The 19,023-nt window shown below is 42.7% G+C and carries 18 protein-coding genes; 9 read left to right on the plus strand and 9 right to left on the minus strand.

Annotated features, from left to right (window positions below):
• Window positions 1-12: 12 nt before the first annotated feature.
• The gene (locus tag CW749_RS24480) at window positions 13-306 is read right to left on the minus strand and encodes a metalloregulator ArsR/SmtB family transcription factor (RefSeq protein WP_101115080.1); all 294 of its coding nucleotides are present in this window, start codon (window positions 304-306) and stop codon (window positions 13-15) included.
• Window positions 307-775: 469 nt separating this feature from the next.
• Here CW749_RS24480 and CW749_RS24485 point away from each other — a divergent pair, with 469 nt between their 5' ends.
• Window positions 776-1,696 (plus strand): aminoimidazole riboside kinase, encoded by a 921-nt coding sequence (locus CW749_RS24485; RefSeq protein ID WP_101115081.1) that lies wholly within the window; start codon window positions 776-778, stop codon window positions 1,694-1,696.
• A gap of 98 nt (window positions 1,697-1,794) precedes the next feature.
• Here CW749_RS24485 and CW749_RS24490 read toward each other — a convergent pair whose 3' ends face one another.
• From CW749_RS24490 to CW749_RS24500, 3 genes are all read right to left on the minus strand, one after another.
• Window positions 1,795-2,880 carry a ketoacyl-ACP synthase III gene (locus CW749_RS24490; protein ID WP_101115082.1) on the minus strand — a complete coding sequence of 362 codons (1,086 nt, stop codon included), beginning with the start codon at window positions 2,878-2,880 and terminating at the stop codon, window positions 1,795-1,797.
• A 331-nt stretch (window positions 2,881-3,211) separates the two neighbouring features.
• On the minus strand, window positions 3,212-4,750 hold the full coding sequence (pyk, locus tag CW749_RS24495) for a pyruvate kinase (protein ID WP_101115083.1): 1,539 nt from the start codon (window positions 4,748-4,750) through the stop codon (window positions 3,212-3,214).
• Window positions 4,751-4,893: 143 nt separating this feature from the next.
• The gene (locus CW749_RS24500; protein WP_101115084.1) at window positions 4,894-6,234 is read right to left on the minus strand and encodes an MFS transporter; all 1,341 of its coding nucleotides are present in this window, start codon (window positions 6,232-6,234) and stop codon (window positions 4,894-4,896) included.
• Between the two features lie 294 nt (window positions 6,235-6,528).
• Between CW749_RS24500 and CW749_RS24505 the strand changes: the two genes are divergently transcribed.
• From CW749_RS24505 to CW749_RS24530, 6 genes are all read left to right on the plus strand, one after another.
• The gene (locus CW749_RS24505; protein ID WP_101115085.1) at window positions 6,529-7,815 is read left to right on the plus strand and encodes an ABC transporter substrate-binding protein; all 1,287 of its coding nucleotides are present in this window, start codon (window positions 6,529-6,531) and stop codon (window positions 7,813-7,815) included.
• Window positions 7,812-10,160 (plus strand): ATP-binding protein, encoded by a 2,349-nt coding sequence (locus CW749_RS24510; protein WP_101115086.1) that lies wholly within the window; start codon window positions 7,812-7,814, stop codon window positions 10,158-10,160. The genes CW749_RS24505 and CW749_RS24510 overlap by 4 nt, the downstream gene beginning before the upstream one ends.
• Window positions 10,147-11,415 (plus strand): sigma-54 dependent transcriptional regulator, encoded by a 1,269-nt coding sequence (locus tag CW749_RS24515; protein WP_101115087.1) that lies wholly within the window; start codon window positions 10,147-10,149, stop codon window positions 11,413-11,415. Before CW749_RS24510 ends, CW749_RS24515 begins: the two co-directional genes overlap by 14 nt.
• An 80-nt stretch (window positions 11,416-11,495) precedes the next feature.
• Window positions 11,496-11,930, plus strand: coding sequence for a thioredoxin TrxC (trxC, locus tag CW749_RS24520; RefSeq protein ID WP_101115088.1), 435 nt, complete (start codon window positions 11,496-11,498; stop codon window positions 11,928-11,930).
• Window positions 11,931-12,107: 177 nt separating this feature from the next.
• A complete protein-coding gene (locus CW749_RS24525; protein ID WP_101115089.1) occupies window positions 12,108-13,262 on the plus strand; it encodes an MFS transporter in 1,155 nt (384 codons plus the stop codon).
• Between the two features lie 71 nt (window positions 13,263-13,333).
• Complete coding sequence (locus tag CW749_RS24530) at window positions 13,334-13,513, plus strand: DUF2986 domain-containing protein (protein WP_101115090.1); 180 nt, start codon at window positions 13,334-13,336, stop codon at window positions 13,511-13,513.
• Here CW749_RS24530 and CW749_RS24535 read toward each other — a convergent pair.
• The gene (locus CW749_RS24535; protein WP_237322574.1) at window positions 13,510-14,001 is read right to left on the minus strand and encodes an NYN domain-containing protein; all 492 of its coding nucleotides are present in this window, start codon (window positions 13,999-14,001) and stop codon (window positions 13,510-13,512) included. The genes CW749_RS24530 and CW749_RS24535 overlap by 4 nt on opposite strands.
• Window positions 14,002-14,188: 187 nt before the next feature.
• On the opposite strand from CW749_RS24535, the gene CW749_RS24540 reads away from it, so the two are divergent.
• On the plus strand, window positions 14,189-14,632 hold the full coding sequence (locus CW749_RS24540) for a DUF4174 domain-containing protein (RefSeq protein ID WP_101115092.1): 444 nt from the start codon (window positions 14,189-14,191) through the stop codon (window positions 14,630-14,632).
• Between the two features lie 80 nt (window positions 14,633-14,712).
• Here the strand turns inward: CW749_RS24540 and CW749_RS24545 are convergent, their stop codons facing one another.
• The gene (locus tag CW749_RS24545) at window positions 14,713-15,324 is read right to left on the minus strand and encodes a DNA-J related domain-containing protein (RefSeq protein ID WP_101115093.1); all 612 of its coding nucleotides are present in this window, start codon (window positions 15,322-15,324) and stop codon (window positions 14,713-14,715) included.
• A gap of 156 nt (window positions 15,325-15,480) precedes the next feature.
• Here CW749_RS24545 and CW749_RS24550 point away from each other — a divergent pair, with 156 nt between their 5' ends.
• On the plus strand, window positions 15,481-16,002 hold the full coding sequence (locus CW749_RS24550) for a GNAT family N-acetyltransferase (protein ID WP_101115094.1): 522 nt from the start codon (window positions 15,481-15,483) through the stop codon (window positions 16,000-16,002).
• 61 nt (window positions 16,003-16,063) lie between these two features.
• Here the strand turns inward: CW749_RS24550 and CW749_RS24555 are convergent, their stop codons facing one another.
• The 3 genes from CW749_RS24555 to CW749_RS24565 form a co-directional block, all read right to left on the minus strand.
• On the minus strand, window positions 16,064-16,903 hold the full coding sequence (locus tag CW749_RS24555) for a 2OG-Fe(II) oxygenase family protein (RefSeq protein ID WP_101115095.1): 840 nt from the start codon (window positions 16,901-16,903) through the stop codon (window positions 16,064-16,066).
• A gap of 246 nt (window positions 16,904-17,149) precedes the next feature.
• Window positions 17,150-18,058, minus strand: coding sequence for an ABC transporter permease (locus CW749_RS24560; RefSeq protein ID WP_101115096.1), 909 nt, complete (start codon window positions 18,056-18,058; stop codon window positions 17,150-17,152).
• Window positions 18,055-19,023: an ABC transporter permease gene (locus CW749_RS24565; protein ID WP_101115097.1), complete on the minus strand. Its 969-nt coding sequence runs from the start codon at window positions 19,021-19,023 to the stop codon at window positions 18,055-18,057. Before CW749_RS24565 ends, CW749_RS24560 begins: the two co-directional genes overlap by 4 nt.

Consider the following 19,023-nt stretch of genomic DNA (forward strand, 5'->3'; position numbering starts at 1 on the left):
ACGAAAATGAGCTTACGAGCAGAAAATGTCGTGTAAGTTATGAATCAATCTTTCTATTCGCTTATCCGCAAGTGAATAGAAAACTTGTTGAGACTCCTTCCTTACGCTCACCAGATTGTTTTTTCTTAAAACAGTTAGGTGCTGTGAAAAAGCAGACTGACTAAGTGTAGAGCTGCTTTGTAACTGCCCTGCTCCTATTTCACCATCGACTAACTGACAAAGAACCAAAAGGCGTTCCGGATGCGACATTACTCTTAGAATTTCTGCTACTTCCACCGAGCTCGTTTTCATTTGTTGGAGACTCATCGACACCTCTCGATTCAACACAACCTAATTTAGATTTTACTAATTAATATGAATTAGTCAACATAAGGACATGCTTAATTAGCATAAGTTTTAAAAAGGAATAACATGGAACGCCATTTTGTTTAGAAAGTCACTTATAAGTAAGTTTTTTTAAGCAGCACTAGTCAGAAAAGAGATCACTTTCAAATATGTGCGCGCAGACTCAGTCATTGCAATGGAATAGATATAACAATCAATAGCCTATCTATATTATTCAAATATCCGTCCAGTGATATTGAAAATCAGTAATCGTAGATTCTGCGCCAAATATATACAAAACAGCACTTTACAGACTTTTTGTCCCCCCTTACTTTTTACAACAGGGTTAAATTCAGTTTGCTCACGCTCTTGGTGCCCAAATGAGGCTAGTTCTTGAGTTGTATGAGCTTGTTGGTTAAGTTTGATTATGAGTTGTTTAAAGGAATAGATAATGAATAGAGTTTGGGTGACCGGAGACGCGGTAGTAGATTTGATTCCGGATACGGACAGTACATACCTAAAATGCCCCGGAGGAGCGCCAGCAAACGTAGCAGTAGCCATCGCTCGACTAGGTGGTCAAAGTGCATTTTTTGGACGAGTCGGCGACGACCCTTTTGGTGGATTTCTCAAGCAAATACTAACAGACGAAAATGTCGATAGCAGTTTGGTCAAGAGGGACGAAAATCAACGTACATCTACCGTCGTAGTTGAACTGGACGACTCAGGTGAAAGAACCTTTACGTTTATGGTCCGCCCAAGTGCAGACCAGTTTACACAACCCGAAGACATACCCAATTTCCAGCCGGGAGAATGGCTTCATATTTGTTCGATCGCGCTTGCTAATGAACCCGCTAGAAGCACCACTTTATTAGCAATGCAACGTGTTAAGAAAGCCGGCGGCTATGTAAGTTTTGATCCGAACTTGCGCCACGAAGTTTGGGCAAATCAAGAAGACATTATTCCGACCGTAATAAAAGCGATAGAACTATCCGATGTCGTTAAGTTTTCAGATGATGAATTGTTTTATCTAACAAACACCAACTCAATAGATAAAGGTTTAGAGAGCTTAGAACACCTAAACTTACCACTGATTATCGTAACCCAAGGTGCAAAAGGCGCATTAGTTGTCCATGAAAAAAGACAAACTATGATTACAGGAAAAGTCGTTTCCCCTGTGGATACTACAGGCGCTGGTGACGCATTTGTTGGTGGATTACTGACCTATCTCGCTAAGAGCAAAGACTGGAATAAACAAGATAATATTAGCCAAGCCGTTGGCTGGGCAAATGGCTGCGGAGCGCTCGCCACGACTCAAAAGGGAGCGATGACTGCGTTGCCAACGATAGACGCACTTAATGAATTTATTAAGTGATCGCTGATTCAAATCCTAGCTAAGCGTAACGTTTACCTTTTGGTTAACCTTAAGAAAAGAGCCACCTAAGTGGCTCTTTATAAATGATATTTGATGCCTCACTTATGGCGCGACTTGCAATGCTCGATAGCACTTTCTAATAGCTCAAGTGCGTTTTTGTCTGTTGCAGGTAATTGAGCATCGGATTGACTTATTGGTGTTACCCTGTCACCCCACTTTATGTGCCCTGCTCCCCATGTAAGACCCGCACCGAAAGCAGCCGTAAGAATATCACTTCCTGGTTTTACTCTGCCTTCTTCAACCGCTTCGCATAACGCAATAGGAACGGTAGCTGCAGATGTGTTGCCGTATTTATGAATATTGATGAAAGCTTTCTTCTGGTCGATTTCAGCATGATCACAAAGGGTTTGAATAATCCGGACATTAGCCTGATGAGGAACCACCAAATCAATATCGTTTGTGCTTAAGTTAGAGCGATTCAGCACGGTTTGTGCGGCGGCACCCATTCCCCTAACAGCGCGTTTAAATATTTCCTTTCCAACGAAATCAAAACTCCAATAACCATTATCTGCCGCAAAGCGATCCATTGCTGTGCCGTACTTTGGTACAGACAGAATATCTCGCCCTTCTGCATCACAACCTAACTGTGCTTGTTGTAAACCAACGGGCTCAGTGGTTTTACTAAGAACAACGGCACCAGCACCATCTCCAAATAGAACCGCTGTATCTCGCTGAGTCCAATCTAAATAGAATGTTAAGCGCTCAGCGCCAATAACAAGTGCATGCTGGTAGTTTCCGGCTTGAATCAGCCTTGTTGCGGTTTCAAGACCATATACAAAGCCAGTACAAGCAGCATTCATATCAAAAGAAGCACAGCTTTGAATCCCTAAATTGGCTTGCACCTTGGAGGCAATATTGGGGATCAACGTATCAGGTGAACAAGTCGCGACGATTAAACAATCAATGTCTTTTGGCTCTATGCCTGCACACGCTATGGCTCTTTGTGCTGCCACAGTGGCAAGATCGGAGGTATTTACATGACTAATTCGACGTTCTTCAATACCTGTTCTTATTTTAATCCACTCGTCTGAGGTTTCTAGAAAGGTACTAAGATCTTGGTTGGAGAGCTTGGCAGGAGGTAGACACTTACCCCAGCCGGTAATTTCTGCAAAATTCGATTGCATGCTATTTCACCTATGATTTTATTTTTATGGCTTTTACCCAAATAAACGGGTTTCACTTTGAGTATATACTCAGCATATATAAATTCATCAATCTGTAAACTTTTCTGACTATGGAATTTGTTTTAAACACTAAGTAAACCATATAAATACACCATGCTAATAAAAAAGACCCGTCAGTAGACGGGTCAAACCTTGTGGAGCAAGGGTGTCATTCAAGATAATTCATCTTGATAATCGATTGCGCGTACAACTGAGCCTCTAGGGGGAACCCCATACAGTGCGCAAAAGTGAGTTGAAGAAAGCCCTACACTTTCATCAACACAGCGGGTTGCTATGCAACCAACTCTTCATTTTCTTTGTTACTTTTTTCGTTTTTTATCGCCATTAGCCAACATGCATTTATCGCCCCCGCATTTTCGATGCCTTCGAGTTGTGCAACGAGCAAAGAGTCAATTCCTAGCGACAGCGCGCGATCCGCTAAGAGCTCTACTATTCCTTCATTGAGTGCATTGTGTTTTAGATTAGAAGTATCGAAAGCGACGGGGACCACGCCGCGTAAAATTGAGAGCTTACGTAGCAAAGCAAGGTTATCCGACAGAGCCCAAACGAATGAATTCGTCATACACCGGGACATCAATAACGGTGTTTGACCATCTTTGGTTAGTATAACGACGCCCAATGCTTGGTTACTGTTAGAAGCGGATATCATTGACGATATTGCGAAGCTCTTGTTTGGATCAATTTTCGTCTGGCAAGTAGAAACCATGCTCGTGTTATTCTGGTTTTGATTAACACGCTTGCACAGGTGTTCCAATTCATCCCAATGGCTATGAAGCTCATAAGGGTCTTGTTCAGCGCCTGCTGCAATCCTGACCATGGATTTAACCGCTTCGACTGGGTATTTACCCGCTGCAGATTCCGCAGAAAGCATAACGGCATCGGTCCCATCCATAACAGCGTTTGCTACATCTAAGACTTCCGCTCTGGTTGGCGTCGGGTTTTCGATCATCGACTCCATCATTTGAGTCGCTGTAATCACAGGCTTCCCCGCTAACTTTGCACGTTTAATCAGACGTTTTTGAATGTTGGGTAATCTCGCATCGCCAATTTCGACACCTAAGTCACCTCGTGCGACCATTATGATGTCTGATGCGGAAATAACGTCGTCCATCTTTTCATCACTTTCGACAATTTCTGCACGTTCGACCTTCGCGACGATATGCGCATTACAACCTGCCTTTTGAACCAGTTCACGCGCGTAGTGAATGTCTTTACCATTACGTGGGAACGAAACAGCAATGAAGTCCGCATTTAAGCTTGCGGCAGTGAAAATATCCTGTTTATCTTTGTCGGTAAGAGCTGGCGCAGACAAGCCCCCACCCAGTAAGTTAATCCCTTTTCTATTCGATAGCTTTCCTTGGTTTAACACTTCGGTTTTAGCCCATTTACCTCCAACGTCTAGTTCCACTACCTTGAGTTGAATGCGTCCATCATCGAGCAATAAAGTATGACCAACTTTGAGATCCTTAATCAGCTCTGGATAATCTAGACCCACTCTATCATTATTCCCTTTGTCATCTGGATGCTGAGCATCTAGATAAAATGTTTGTCCTTCTTCTAAGTAAACGCCTTGTTCGCTAAAACTGGCGATACGGATCTTCGGACCCTGGAGATCCACTAACACGCCTACGTTAAGGTGCAGGTCTGATGCGATTTCCCTAACCAGTTCAGCAGTTTGAATATGCTGTTCGGCAGAGCCATGGGAAAAGTTCAGCCGAACCACATTGACGCCAGCTTTTAGCAGCTCAATGATCACTTCTCGACTTTGGCTTGCTGGTCCTAACGTTGCTACAATTTTTGTTTTGCACATGGATAAGATCCTGTTATTGCGTAGTTTAAAATTCATCTATACCCAAACTGCCGATCGGTGGCGCGGATGAATGGGAAACTTGGGTATAAACAAAAGCATGAAGAGATAGGGGCTGAACTTTCAGCCAGCCCCTAATTTGATGATTAATCAATATCGGTTACTTTTTTCGCATTCCAAACAGTTAATGCAAGAATGAGCGATACAACGCCAGCAGCTAGCCAGAAGTATTGAGCTTGGCTAAAGTCGTAAGTTTTCACGCCATTAACTTCTTCGATCTTAATCAGTGATGCGGACACCAGTTCTTGACCTGATGCTGCAATATAAGAGAACAAGCCAATGAACCCTTTAACTGCACCTACTGCGTTCTTAGGCATAAGGTCACAAGCAGTTAGCCCTGCAAGGAAGACCACTAAGCCGCCAATGGCAAAACCAATCAACCCTAGTGCAACAGCATCGACAATGCGGTTATCTGGTCCAAAGAACATCAAGCACATACCGGCAATATTCGCGATTCCGTAAAGCAGGGTTGGAATGTGACGGTTAGCGTTAAAGACTTTGTCTGACACAATTCCCGATAAAATGGCACCTGCTAGACCCGCGATCGGGTAAGTAGACATCGCAAAACCAGCGTCTATCAATGAGTAACCTTTGCTCTCTTGAAGATACAAAACAGCCCAAGAAGACATGGCATAGCGAGAAATATACATTGCCGCACAAGCCGCTGAGATAAGCCAAACAGTGGGTTGCTTGAGAATAAATAACTGGGCTTTACGGGTTTCTTTCGGGTCATTACCTTTCTTGATTTCTGGCTCTTCATCAAATGCCGTAGCAGCATCAGGAAGACCATAGGTTTGCGGACGATCCTTTAGCGCAAAGAACATGCAAAGTGCTGCTGCAATGGCAGCGATACCAGCACCAATAAAGCCTGCTCTCCAACCCAAGTAACTCACTAAGGTGGCGGTAAGAATCCAAGTTATACCTTCACCTATATTACGCGAACCACCCCAAACGGAGTATCGGCTACCACGTTGCTTAGGTGAAAACCATTGGAAAAGAGAAACACATGATGGAGCCGATCCTACGGATTGGAACCAACCATTTAAGCCCCATAAAAGCACAAAGAAAAACGCCGTTGTGTTTAGCCCCATTACGATGGCGGTAAGCCCTGAAAGGAGTAATGAGAACGACATAAATCGGCCTATATTGGCGTAGTCAGAAAGGAAGCCGTTTGAAAATTTACCTATCGCATATGTAAAGAAGAATGCCGATCCCATAATGCCCAGCTCTTCGATAGAGACGATCCCAGCATCTAACATAGGCTTCTTAACGACACCTAGCGACATTCGAACGACATAAAAAACAGCGTAGCCGAATACTAATCCAAGGAATACTTGCCATTGATACCGCTTAAAGCGAGTTTGCATTTCCTCTTTAGAGCCATCCAACAAAGGCTGGTCTGGTCGAGTTTTAAAAATGTTAAGCATATTGCGCTCCGTTCAATGTGAATTGTCATTTCAGACAAAGTTCTGTTAACGGGGCAATCATCGAGAAATTATCATTTAGGCTCAAAAAACGGTATTTGAGGCAGTTTTGACACATTTGTCGATCTGTAACGAGTCAGAATTGGGTATTTCGAACGATGAAAGTCAGAATTTGCTGATAAAATTCTCACAAACATCGCGTCAATTCTGACTCAAAGTCCGAGGCTAGTTATTTTCGCTGACTTTCTTATATTTGATTAAACGCACATATTGGGTGGTTTTTGTGAGGTATTTCAATTGAACAAATGGTCGCTAAAAATACTTTCTTTTCTTATCTTCTGCCTGTTATCCATCGGTGTGAATGCAAACCAAAATGAACTCGTGATACTCACTACCTTTTCGAGAGATCCACTGATCCCCCTTGTAGAGGAATTTAAACGCCTCAATTCAGGTGTAGAAGTAAAAGTCGTCCACAGACCAACATCATCAAGTATGAAGCTTCTCAATAATCAATATATTGAAGACATTGACCTTGTGCTAACGTCGTCGCCTCTAGTTATCTCGCGACTCACTATGCAGGAAAAGCTGGTGGACGTTCCGACAAGTTTTAAGCCTCCTCTGTCTTTATCTACTTATATTCTTCCTAAGCCCAATAAAGTCGTCACCATAGGGTATTCCGGTGCTGGTGTTGTTTGGAATCGTGATTACTTTAATAATCATGAATTACCCGAGCCAACGTCTTTTACCTCACTCACCGACCCTGTTTACTTTGGTCATGTCACCATGAGCACGCCTTCTCGCTCTGGTACGACTCAACTTATGGTCGAGAGTATTCTTACTCAATATGGTTGGAATAAAGGGTGGCAGATCATCGCTAATGTTGGTGCAAACTTAGCCACAATTTCATCGCGTAGCTTTGGTGTAGCTGATTCAGTCGCGGCTGGTAGTATTGGAGTCGGACCTACCATTGACAGTTACGCCAAAAATCTTAAACGAAAGCTGGATTACATCGATTTCAGGCATGATGAAGATTTGACACTGATGCCTACATACATAGGCTTTGTTAAACAAAAAACAGAAGACACGTATAGACAACGTTTTGTTGAATTATTGCTGTCCAATGAAATTCAAACCGCTATTCAAACCAACACATTTGCAAAATACAGTGTCAATGACACAAAACTTTTGCATGGAAAACATGTGGTTTTGGACCTCGATGCTCTGATGGAAAGAGAGCATGGAATCATTCATCTTTACGATGTCCTGATAACTCAGCAATTACCACAACTTCAAGATGCGTGGTTAGCCATCATTCAAGCAAGAAAAAGGTTCGCTAGTAGCAAATTGGCGTTAATAGAATTAGACCATCTTCAGAAACGACTGTTTTCACCGCCTATAAATCAATCGGAGTTTTTGCACTCAATGCAAGAGATATTCTCCACACACGAATCCGGTAACACCCATAAACCGGAAGTGCGCGCTAAGCTGGCTCAGTGGCAACACACAGTCAAAACCCATCGTGAAAGCACCATAAGCAATGTAATACAAAGCGTTAGAAACTTGGTTCAAGGTGCAGGATTATGACGTTTCGGTACCACACTATTGGGGCAAAGCTCATTCTTGCTTTTGCACTATCTACCGTTTTACTTTCTATTGTGTGCGTGGTGGCTTTGATAACTTGGAACACATTGGATAGACAAGTAGAGAGTTTACTCGTCAAAAGCGTGCCAAAGTACAATGCCAGTTATCAACTAGAAAGTCGTAGCTCCCAAATACGCTCTCTAATCGACTATTTGCCTGAGATCGATAACACCATCGATCTAGATGGTCACGCCCAATCGCTTGATCAAGAGCTAGATGAAATTGAAAAAACACTTCTAAACCTTAGAGACGACCCACAAGCTCATGCGTTGCTTTTAGGCTATCGCGATTTAACGAATCAAATAACTTTCTATGCAGAGTTGGCTCGCAAACACGTTAGTAAAACGAGATCTTCCGCGAGGCTCAGAGAACAAATTCAGTGGATCCACCAAGATATTCGCTCTGAATTGAAGCCGTTAAGGCAAGAGATCGAATGGCAAGTTGAGAGGGAGAACAGCACATATGCCCACTCAAAATTACTCACTAATCTGAGGTTAATTCAGAATGTAACCGACCAAGAACTCGCTCTGTATTCGTTACTACAGGAAGTGGCGAAGTTTTCCCATGTCTCTCAAGTCGATAACGGAATGAAAGTTATTCAGTTTCGGTTGGATGATCTTAAAGAAATGAGCAAGCCTTTATATCGCATTCCTTCTGCCATCTCATACCAGCAGTTAATTGGAGAATTACATTCATTTCTCGATCTAGGCAGCGGTTTTCATTTGGCGTTGCGTACGTTAGTAGAATCAGAAAACTTACTACTAAAACAACAACAAAAAATCTCAAACCAGCTTAATGAACTTCACCAAAACGTTGCGCTTCTCGCTTCCAATGCAGACAGCGATTTCATCGCCGTAAAAAGTGACACTGCAGATGTAATTTCATATGGAAATAAGATCTTAATTGCGTGCTTCAGTCTATCCATTTTAACCAGTGCGTTTTTAACCTACTACTTTATTCATAGACGTATCGTTTCGAGATTAGCGGCACTGAGGCACACTTTAGATGCCATGACACATAAAGAGAACGACGTTTCCTTCCCCGTAGAAGGAAAAGATGAAATTGCAGGTATTAGCCGAAAGCTCAAAGAGTTTTACTATGCGATGCTCGAAATGGAACAAACCAATGCGTTGAATCTTATCAACAACACCCATTCGAGTTTAGTTACCTGTGATATGACCGGAAGAATCGAGTCTGTGAACATGAGTGCGAAACAGTTGTTTGAGTTGCCTAACAGAATTCCAGACAGTCACTTGTGGAACTGGATGCCCATTGATAATCAGAAAGCCTTGAAGGTGCTGTTTGCTCCAGAGTCACGTCTTTTTACTCAAGGGGAAGCCAACGCTGTTCTTTCTCTTGGAAACGACATTACTCCCTATTATTTGCGCTTCTATTTGAGTGTCTTTCAACAAGGTCACGATAGAAAAGTCATGGTTACGATTGTCGATATCACCGAACAAGCACACGCAAACCATTTACTTGAGTGCCGTGTGGCAGAAAAAACCAAAGACTTGGTTGCGACCAACCGCGAGCTTCAAGTAGAAATCGAAGAAAGAGTGAAAGCTGAATACCATTTAAAAGAAACGCAAAACGAGCTTATTCAGGCCGCGAAAATGGCCGTGGTTGGTCAAACCATGTCTTCGCTAGCGCATGAGCTCAATCAGCCACTTACAGCAATAAGCACCTATTTGTTTAGCGCTAAGCTGGCTCTCGACCAGCAACAATTTAAACTTGCCAACACGTCCTTAGACCAAATAGGTGTTATGACTGAGCGCATGGGTAAAATTATTAACAGCCTAAGACACTTCGCTAAAAAACAACCTCAAAATGTTGACCTATCGTCCGTAAGTTTACGTGAAGCGATTGAGCAAGCTTTGGTGCTGGTTGGTACTCAAGCAAAAAAGCTTGAAGCGAGCATTGAGTTAGCAGTGAGAGAAGATGTGTCTGTTTTTGCTGACAATGTTGGGCTTGAGCAAGTTTTGGTTAACCTTTTGGTAAACAGTCTAGACGCTGTTTCAGAGGTCGATACGCGAACCATTGAGATCAGTTTCGTACCGTCTAATACGGGGAAAACGTCGCTTTTCATTTCCGATAGCGGCAACGGTTTTGATCCTACTGTCATCCATCAAATTTTCACCCCTTTTACGACAACTAAAGAAGTTGGGCTTGGTTTAGGGCTCAATATTTGTCGTTCAATATTACATCGCTTTAACGCGACTATTTGTCTTGCGTCTACCCTTTCGGGTGGCGCATTAGTTGTATTGGAGTTACCAAATGACCCACTTTAAATTTTCTGCATTACTCGTCGATGATGATGCGGATGTGCTGGATTCGTACGCTCACCTTATGTCTATTGCTAATATCCCAGCTAAGTGCGTGCAAGATCCTACTAAGGCATGCTGTCACATTGACGCCGACTGGGAAGGTGTTGCGATTATTGATATGTACATGCCTAAGTTAAATGGAATGGAGCTGCTCGAAAGGATCAAATCCATCGATGGAAACATCCCAGTCGTTGTGATTACTGGACATGGTGATATTCCTATGGCTGTTGAAGCAGTAAAGAAAGGCGCAAGTGACTTTTTAGAAAAGCCGATTAACCCACCCGTATTGCTCGATTTGATCAAAAAACATTTAGGTATCCGTCAAGAGTACATTCAACAAAAACAAACCATTACTCAGTCAATTAAAGCGGAAGTAATCGGGCATTCAGCTCAAATTGAATTGATCCGTAGCCACGTCGCTCAATTAGCCATGCTCAATAGTCATATCTCCATCGTAGGCGAGTCGGGTACTGGCCGCCGAAGCCTCGCACATCTTATTCATCAACTTGGTAACCGTTCAGAAAATACATTCATTCAGTACCAAGGCAGCGCTCTTCAGTGCCAAAGCGAAGCAGAGCACGCATTAGCAAAGAGTGCTAATGGAACATTATTGATTACTCAAATAGATTTGATTCCTGAAAACATTCAGTACTACCTTTCACAAGAGTTACTTCGTCAGGAACGGAGTAACAAGAATCATACGCGCCTTATCGCGATATTTAATGAAGATCCTGAAATGCTCATTAAAGATCAGCGGTTAAACCCTGAACTGTACTATTTAGTCAGCCAAGGGAATATTGACGTGCCTTCGTTACGAAAACGTCCCGACGACATCGCGACACTATTCCACTATTTTCTTAAGCAAAGTTGTGTGAAATTGGCAAAGCCCCTACCAACTGTAGACAGCTACTATCTAAATACACTAAGGCATCACACTTGGCCTGGGAATGTCCGAGAGCTTAGAAACGTTGCCGAGCTTTATGCTATTGGGATTGTAAAGCTTGCCGGTCAAAATAGAATATCCAATCAAGATGCTTTAACAACGCCGCTGGATGATTTAGTTGATGATTACGAAAAACAGGTAATTGAAGACGCCTTGTTTCTCTATTCTGGAAAGGTTTCCGAGGCGGCGAACTACTTACAAGTTCCACGGAAAAAGCTGTACCTTAGAATGAAAAAGCATGGAATAGAAAAAGACAAGTTCAAAACCCGAAACTGAGGTCAGGTGAAAAATAAAGGTTGAAACCAGAGTTTGGTAAGACGCAAAGGTTTGTTAAAATGCCTAAAAAAGGAGAATGTATGTCCAGCTTTAATACACCCTGCCCTTCGTGCCGTGGCGTTAACCGAGTTCCCGTTGAACGTGTTTCAGATCTTGCAACATGTGGTAAATGTCAATCCCATTTGTTTGATGGCGCCCCCATTGAAGGTACTGAAAACAATGTCGATGCACTATTGCAAAGCGACCAGCCCGTTGTTATCGATTTCTGGGCTCCTTGGTGTAACCCATGTGTTGGATTCGCCCCTGTATTCAGCGACGTAGCAGAAGAAAGAAAAGGCAGTGTTCGATTTGTGAAAATCGATACTGAAGCTCAGCAAAATCTAGGTGCTAAATACCAAATCCGAAGTATTCCTACCGTCATGGTATTTAAAAATGGTAAGCGAGTTGATGTTATTAATGGTGCGTTACCAAAATCTCAGTTTGATCAATGGCTCAACCAAGCCTTAGTGAAATAATTCAAATCTGAAACTACTTGAAAAGCCCCATTGAATAGTCATTTCAATGGGGCTTTTTGTTCTTCCTAAATCAAAAAAATATTTGTCGTAAGGATCAATATTTTTCGTTTTACTAAAACCTCTTAAAATCCGATAGTCGCCGCTCCTAACTAACCTATTTTTCAGGAGATTCCGGCATTGGAAAACACCTCTACTGCACCACTAAAAATCGTCGCTCCAGTGGTCGCGCTGTCTTTGTTTGCTATCGCATCAGGCTACTTGATGAGCATCATCCCTTTGATGTTGAACGAGTACGGTATGAGTTCCGATATTGCAAGCTGGGTCGCGAGCAGTTTCTATGCCGGCTTACTCATCGGGGCAACAGCGATAGAACCTTTGGTTGCGAAAACCGGGCACCGTAAAGGATTCCTTTTGTGCTTGGCAATACTTAGTAGCACCATTGCGCTTTTGCCAGTATTTCCACAAGCTGAAGTGTGGATGTTTTCGCGCCTAGTCGCGGGGATAGCTGTCGCTGGTATCTTTGTCATCGTGGAATCTTGGCTACTTGCAGGAGATGCATCCGGAAGAGCGAAAAGATTGGGAATCTACATGATGTCTCTATATGGAGGCTCTTCCCTAGGGCAATTGGGTATCAACGTGTTTGGCGTAACGGGAGTGTTACCGTTTGCAGTTATTTTGTCACTGATGGTGTTGGCTGCGATTGCCTTAGTGGTTATCCAATCCACTCAACCAGAATGTGAACAACACGACGCTATGTCGTTAAAGCAGATCATGCACTTAAGTAAACCTGCACTCGTAGGCTGCGTGGTATCAGGGCTAGTGTTGGGGGCTATTTATGGGCTCATGCCTCTAGAGTTGACCAATAGAAACGTTGGGCTGAATCAAATTGGCAGCTTAATGGCTTTAATCATTTTAGGAGGTATGCTTGTTCAACCCATCGCCTCTTGGCTAATTAAGCACGCTGGAAGAACATTATTGCTGGCGCTATTCAGCTTATTGGGCGCATTCGCAATTGCGCTTATTGCGGTATTTGATTCCCGATCTATTTTAGCTGGTGCGTTGTTTGTATTGGGTATGGCAAGTTTTGCTCTTTATCCTGTCGCAATAAATCTAGGTTGCGATAACTTAGGAGACAACTACATCGTCTCTGCAACGCAAGTGATGCTGTTTAGCTACAGTGTTGGGTCTGTATTAGGTCCGGTGGTTGCAGACACCTTCTTAACCAACGAGGAAGGGCTAATGGGTTACTTGTTTGTTACTTTACTGGCAACCAGCATTTACATGTTAATTTCGAGCGCTAGACACAAGCCAACGCTTGTTGCTGGCGGCTGACAATTAAGTTTGTAAAAACACGCCTATCGCTGTATTCTGCGCGTCCTTAACAAGGTCGACGGAATACAGCAATGAACCGGAAAAAGAAGATAAATCAGATTCTGAAAAATAAGCAGAAAAAGAAAAATTCAAAACTGCACAAGAGCAATAAACCGAAATACATTTCTAAAGCCGAACGCGCCAAGCTTGAAGCTGAAGAACAAGTACAAACAGATTCAGCGACCGTCGCGGAAGAAGAGTCTAACAGTTAAAGAAGCATGTCATCTTCTATTGGAAAGTATTGAGTGGCGCTGTCTATAAGCGATTGAGCGGTCAGTGCTCTAACTCCGTAGACTTCCACTCGCTTTTTGTATTTTTCGCAAATACGTTTTGCAAGTATGTCAAAGTCACCATCTCCCGAAAGCAATACAATCGTATCCACCTCCGGTGCAATTTCTATCGCATCGATGGCAATGCCTACATCCCAATCGGCTTTTGTACTGCCATCTGCTCTTTGAATAAAGGGCTTTAGGACAACATTAAACCCTATTCCTCTTAAGATATGATGAAACTGTCGCTGCTTTTCTTGTTGGCTTGAGATGGCATAGGCATTGGCGTAAACAACTTCACGTCCATTTGTCGCTCTCCACCAAAATTCGTTGTAATCAAAGTTTTTTCTAAATTTCTCTCTGGTGGTGTAGTACACGTTTTGTACATCAACCAAAATGGCAATTTTCTCTTTTTGATTTTCTTTTTCCACGACGGTATCCATATATGTGTTGAAGGCAACAGCATACAGAATTTTTTGAAAATCTCGACTTTAATACCGCTATTCCCAGCGACATCTTCGTATAAGAACCATAATTGTAGAATCTTACAGCGTGCACAGATTTGGTGCTCTCGCAGTGAGACCCGCAAAATCAGACAAATTGGTCTGACACGGAGGTATGACAATGCTGCGTTTATTCATTCTACTAGTAACTGTTATCAGCAGTGCTAGTCTTCATGCATACCCTGCCCATCAAAGCCATTGGACACACCGAAGTATCTTGTATTTCGCACCTTCTGAAGATGAATACGTAAAACAATTTTTGTTTGAAACACTAACAAACGAATGCTCACTTAAGACACGTGACATTGTCACTCTTGTTATGACTCAAGACGGTTTTACTGCACCTAAATGGCTTCAGCGCGAATTTGACGTTTCGAAATTGGCTAAGTTATATCAAGTAGACAAACAATCACACACGGCAATACTGATTGGGAAGGACGGAGAAGAAAAGTATCGATGGGGAAAAGTCACAGATTGGGCTTTTATCAATCAGCTGATCGATTCCATGCCAATGAGAAGGCAGGAAATGAAGGAAAAAAGCAACCCCTGTAGTATTTGAATGCTCTTGGTTAATACAGGTATCAGGTAAAAAGCGGATTTCATTGATCCGCTCGTCATAAGAAGTACGTCGATAACGCATTAATCTCGTAACAAGTGCCAAGCTTCACACAGTGTTCGAAATTTTTCTGTGTTGCCCCCTTCTCTATCTGGGTGCCATTTTAGCGCCATTCTGCGCCATTGCTTGCGGATTTCCGTTTGCGTAGAGGTATCGTCCAATTCAAACAATCTAAGTGCTTTTTGGCGAGTCATATCTCCGCTGTGAGAACCGACAAAATTTCGGTATCGAGTCCAAAATTCGTTAAGTAGCCTTTTTACTTCACCATTTTCTGCCTCGTAATTACTCCAGTCTGTGTAGTAATCGCGGAGAGGATCTTCAACATCAATTTCATATTCGCGAGTTTGCGTGTCATTTTTCAGTTGAATGTCCATTGCTTGAACTTGTACCCAAGCGTCTGGGTATAGCGTCTCTTGCAATTGATATAATGCGTTCATCATTAAGAAGTTACGCTTAAATAAGTCTTTTTCTGGTGAAGAGTCCAAGAAAGGAATAATACCCAACTCAGATAAATGAGAAGCTAAAGTATGGACTTTCCAGCCTTCGTGTTTCTTTTTCAACACTTCCATAATCGGCCACACTAATGGGTTTTCCATGTGTGGGTCATGGCTATGAATTAAATCGTTGTTCGACATAAGCGCTCTTATTTAATCTACTACTTACATTCAAAGCTATAGAGAAGATTTTGTCATTCTTTATACGTTAACCAGCATCACAGATTTCAATTTGTATACAGCTCAGTATTATGATAGTTGTTGCTCTAAGATTTCGAATCAGACACTTATATTCCTATGCTAGTACAGCCGAATAATGCCTACCTAGATGCCTTTGTTGCATTTTACGATGATATTTTAGTTAACGACCCATTAAGCTGCGACTTTTACGGTGAAAACATTGAGGATTTTAATCGGTACATCAAAAACCTGTTAGATGAAGAACAAGGCGTTAATTTAAAAGATGGATACGTTCCCTGTTCACATCGATGGTACTTGAATAAAAAAGGAAACATTGTAGGAACAATAAGAATTCGACACAGTTTAGACACTGATTTTCATAGAAACGAGCTAGGACACATTGGCTTTGACATCGCGCCGTCTTTTCGTGGCTATGGCTATGCTACCGATATGCTGGCAAAGGCAATTGACGTTGCCTCACAACTCTCAATATCGGAGTTGTTGCTGACGACAAGTGAAGAAAATGCCGCTTCGCAGCGAGTGATCCAGAAGAATGGCGGGCAATATCACTCTAAAGTGTACTCTTCTGTGTTTAATGAAGTGATTGAAAGGTATTGGGTTAAGACAAATCTTAAGTAACCTCAGTTCTGGATAAAAAATGCCTATCCAAAGCTGAGGTTAAATGACTCGGCTACATTTCTTAGATTACACCGAGTTCGCGTAAACGTTCCGTTAGATAACTTCCAGCAGTGTGTCTATCCGACAAAACAACCTCTGGCTTCGGGTGTAGGAAAAGTGGCAATGAAATACGCGAATGCGTTTGTTGCTCACCTGTTGGGTTGATCACTCGATGCGTTGTCGACGGAAAATAACCACCTGATGCTTCTTGAAGCATGTCACCGATGTTAATGATCAAGTTACCAAAATCACAAGGCACATCTAACCACTCGTCATCCTTACCTTGAACTTGTAGCCCTGGCTCATTTGCTGCGGGTAAAACGGTGAGCAGGTTGATGTCTTCATGCGCAGCAGCGCGTATCGCTCCCGGCTCTTCGCTACCAGTCATCGGTGGATAGTGAAGCACGCGCAGCAAAGTTTGCTCGCTACCGTTGATCATCTCAGACAATGGAATAGAGAATTTCTCTTGAACATCAACCGGGGCATGCGCTTCAACCCAGCCCAATAGTTCTTGAGCAAAAGCATTGGCTTGCTGGTAGTAGTCTAGAATTTGCTCTTTTAGCGAAGGCGGGATTTGCCCCCACGGGTAGACATGAAAATATTCTTTGATGTCTTTTACGGTGTGTCCTTTCGCAACTTCTGACACGCTTGGCGGAAAATAGCCATCTTGCGTATCAACATTAAATTGATATTGCGCTTTTTCATCTGTCAGAAAAAACTTGTACCAATTGTCGTAAATCGACTCTACAAGTTCTTTTTGAATAGGATGGTTGCTCAGCACGCCAAAACCTGTTTCACGTAGGGATTTAACAAATTGCTCGGCTGCATCTGGAGAACGATAATCTACAGTTTCTAATTTCATGACTGTCTTTACTTTTATTGGGTACAAAGGTTATTGGAAGGTTAAAAGTTTAGACATCTACGTGACTCAAGACAAACATTTGAATGCATACTCGACTTTGTTTAACCAATATATGTGACAAACAACTCATTTACATCTACCTCTGGCTATTCTTTAATTCAGAACGTTTTGTTAGAAAACAAAAAAGGCAGTCACAACAATGACTGCCTTTGGATTTCGTTAAGAATTATTTTCTAAGCGAGTGCGTTACGATTTAGGATCAATCGCTTCTTGTAAGCCATCACCCAGAAAGTTAATAGTGATAACTGTGAATAAAACCATGATACCTGGGTATACCGCTGCCATTGGATAGCTCCACATTGCTTCGCGAGCATTCTGAAGCATGTTACCCCATGACGGAGTTGGCGGGTTAATACCAAAACCTAGAAAACTAAGTGCACTCTCTGTCAAAATTGCACCACCAATACCCAATGTCGTTGCAGTGATTACCGGTGCGATTACGTTTGGCACAATGTGGCGTGTCATAACAAACCAGCTACTCGCACCGTAACCTATTGCAGCTTGTACATATTCTCTATGCTTCACAGAAAGTGTATTCGAACGCACAAGACGAGCCGCAAACGGCCACCCAAGTAAGGAAAGTACAACAACCAGTCGGTAGATACTGAAGCTGTCTGAACGGACAAGTTCTTCTGAAAAGCCCAGCTTGGTCATATCAATGCTTTGGATAAGAATCAGCAGCATAATACCTGGAAGACTGATGATGAAATCAGCTGCACGCATAATGAATGCATCAACTTTTCCACCGTGGTAACCCGCAACAACACCTAATATAGTACCAATTACAGAGGTCGCAATGGCTGCCATAAAGGCAAAGGTGAGAGAAACCTGACCGCCGAGAAGCAGTCGTGTGAAAATATCACGACCAAGCTCATCCGTTCCAAGAATATTATCTTCATCAGGCGCTTCAAAACGGCTGAATAGATCATCAGCGTACGGATCGACACCTAACCAACCTGCAATCGGGTTTGCACTGAAACAAACAATGGTTAGAGCCGCTAAGAAAAACATGGAAACCATCGCTAGCTTGTGACGGTACAAGCGTTGCGCGACCTGTACCCAAGGGTTTTGACTGCGTTTAGCAACGTGACTCATTTATTACCCCCTTTTGTCAGGTCGATTCGTGGGTCAACTTTAGAATAAAGAATATCCGCAATGAAGTTCATGACGAGAATTGCCGTGGTAGCAACCATGAAACACAGCATTGCAACGTTGTAATCACTGCCGTTAATTGAATCAACGGTGAGCTTTCCAATTCCAGGCCAGCTAAAGATTGTTTCAGTAAGAACAGCGCCACTCATAAGTGCTGCTACATCCATAGCTAAAACAGTAATCATTGGAAGCATGCCGTTCTTAATACAGTGCTTGAACAAAACTCGAGTCGAAGACGCACCCTTAGCTTTTGCTGTTCTAACGAAGTCTTGTCTGAATACTTCAAGCATGCTGGATCGCATGAAACGAGAAATAGAGGCAATACTTAGCAGCGTTAAGCTCAAGATAGGTAAGATCATGTACTCTAACTTATCAAGACCCTCCACTCCGTCGGCTTCACCGGTTCCTCCTGCTGGGAAGATTGGGAATACGACTGAGAAAATCATGATGAGCATAAGCGCTAACCACGCGGCTGGCGTTGAAAGGAAAACATACGTGAGACCACTAATAATGTAGTCCGTTGCTTTGTTTTGCTTCACCGCACAAATGATACCAATAGGTAGTGCAATAAAAATCGAGAGTAAAGTGCCACTTCCCACCAATACCAAGGTATTTTTCATCGCATCCCAAAGAACATCGATGGCTGGTTGGGAGAACATGCGTGAGTAACCTAAATCACCCTGTAGTGCATCACCCAGCCACACGAAGTAACGAACATAAACAGGTTTGTCCAACCCTTGTTCAGCCTTCAGGCGAGCAATGTCTTCAGATGTAATATTTGGGTCACTTTGGGCCAATAGATCAATAGGATCGCCTGGCATTAGTCCCATGAGGTTATAAGCTGCAAATGAGGCCAATAAAAGCACCAATAGCATTTGCAGTATCCGTGAAATAAAAAAGCTAGTCAT

Source organism: Vibrio sp. vnigr-6D03, from assembly GCF_002835515.1.
In the GTDB taxonomy this organism is placed as follows: domain Bacteria; phylum Pseudomonadota; class Gammaproteobacteria; order Enterobacterales; family Vibrionaceae; genus Vibrio; species Vibrio penaeicida.

Bases quoted from the DNA above. Each gene is read 5' to 3' on its own strand.
- CW749_RS24565 (WP_101115097.1), bottom strand. From the start codon at position 19,023: ATGACTAGCTTTTTTATTTCACGGATACTGCAAATGCTATTGGTGCTT.
- CW749_RS24530 (WP_101115090.1), top strand. From the start codon at position 13,334: ATGAACCGGAAAAAGAAGATAAATCAGATTCTGAAAAATAAGCAGAAA.
- CW749_RS24555 (WP_101115095.1), bottom strand. From the start codon at position 16,903: ATGAAATTAGAAACTGTAGATTATCGTTCTCCAGATGCAGCCGAGCAA.
- CW749_RS24550 (WP_101115094.1), top strand. From the start codon at position 15,481: ATGCTAGTACAGCCGAATAATGCCTACCTAGATGCCTTTGTTGCATTT.
- CW749_RS24480 (WP_101115080.1), bottom strand. From the start codon at position 306: ATGAGTCTCCAACAAATGAAAACGAGCTCGGTGGAAGTAGCAGAAATT.
- pyk (WP_101115083.1), bottom strand. From the start codon at position 4,750: ATGTGCAAAACAAAAATTGTAGCAACGTTAGGACCAGCAAGCCAAAGT.
- CW749_RS24540 (WP_101115092.1), top strand. From the start codon at position 14,189: ATGACAATGCTGCGTTTATTCATTCTACTAGTAACTGTTATCAGCAGT.
- trxC (WP_101115088.1), top strand. From the start codon at position 11,496: ATGTCCAGCTTTAATACACCCTGCCCTTCGTGCCGTGGCGTTAACCGA.
- CW749_RS24510 (WP_101115086.1), top strand. From the start codon at position 7,812: ATGACGTTTCGGTACCACACTATTGGGGCAAAGCTCATTCTTGCTTTT.
- CW749_RS24515 (WP_101115087.1), top strand. From the start codon at position 10,147: ATGACCCACTTTAAATTTTCTGCATTACTCGTCGATGATGATGCGGAT.
- CW749_RS24500 (WP_101115084.1), bottom strand. From the start codon at position 6,234: ATGCTTAACATTTTTAAAACTCGACCAGACCAGCCTTTGTTGGATGGC.
- CW749_RS24485 (WP_101115081.1), top strand. From the start codon at position 776: ATGAATAGAGTTTGGGTGACCGGAGACGCGGTAGTAGATTTGATTCCG.
- CW749_RS24560 (WP_101115096.1), bottom strand. From the start codon at position 18,058: ATGAGTCACGTTGCTAAACGCAGTCAAAACCCTTGGGTACAGGTCGCG.
- CW749_RS24490 (WP_101115082.1), bottom strand. From the start codon at position 2,880: ATGCAATCGAATTTTGCAGAAATTACCGGCTGGGGTAAGTGTCTACCT.
- CW749_RS24545 (WP_101115093.1), bottom strand. From the start codon at position 15,324: ATGTCGAACAACGATTTAATTCATAGCCATGACCCACACATGGAAAAC.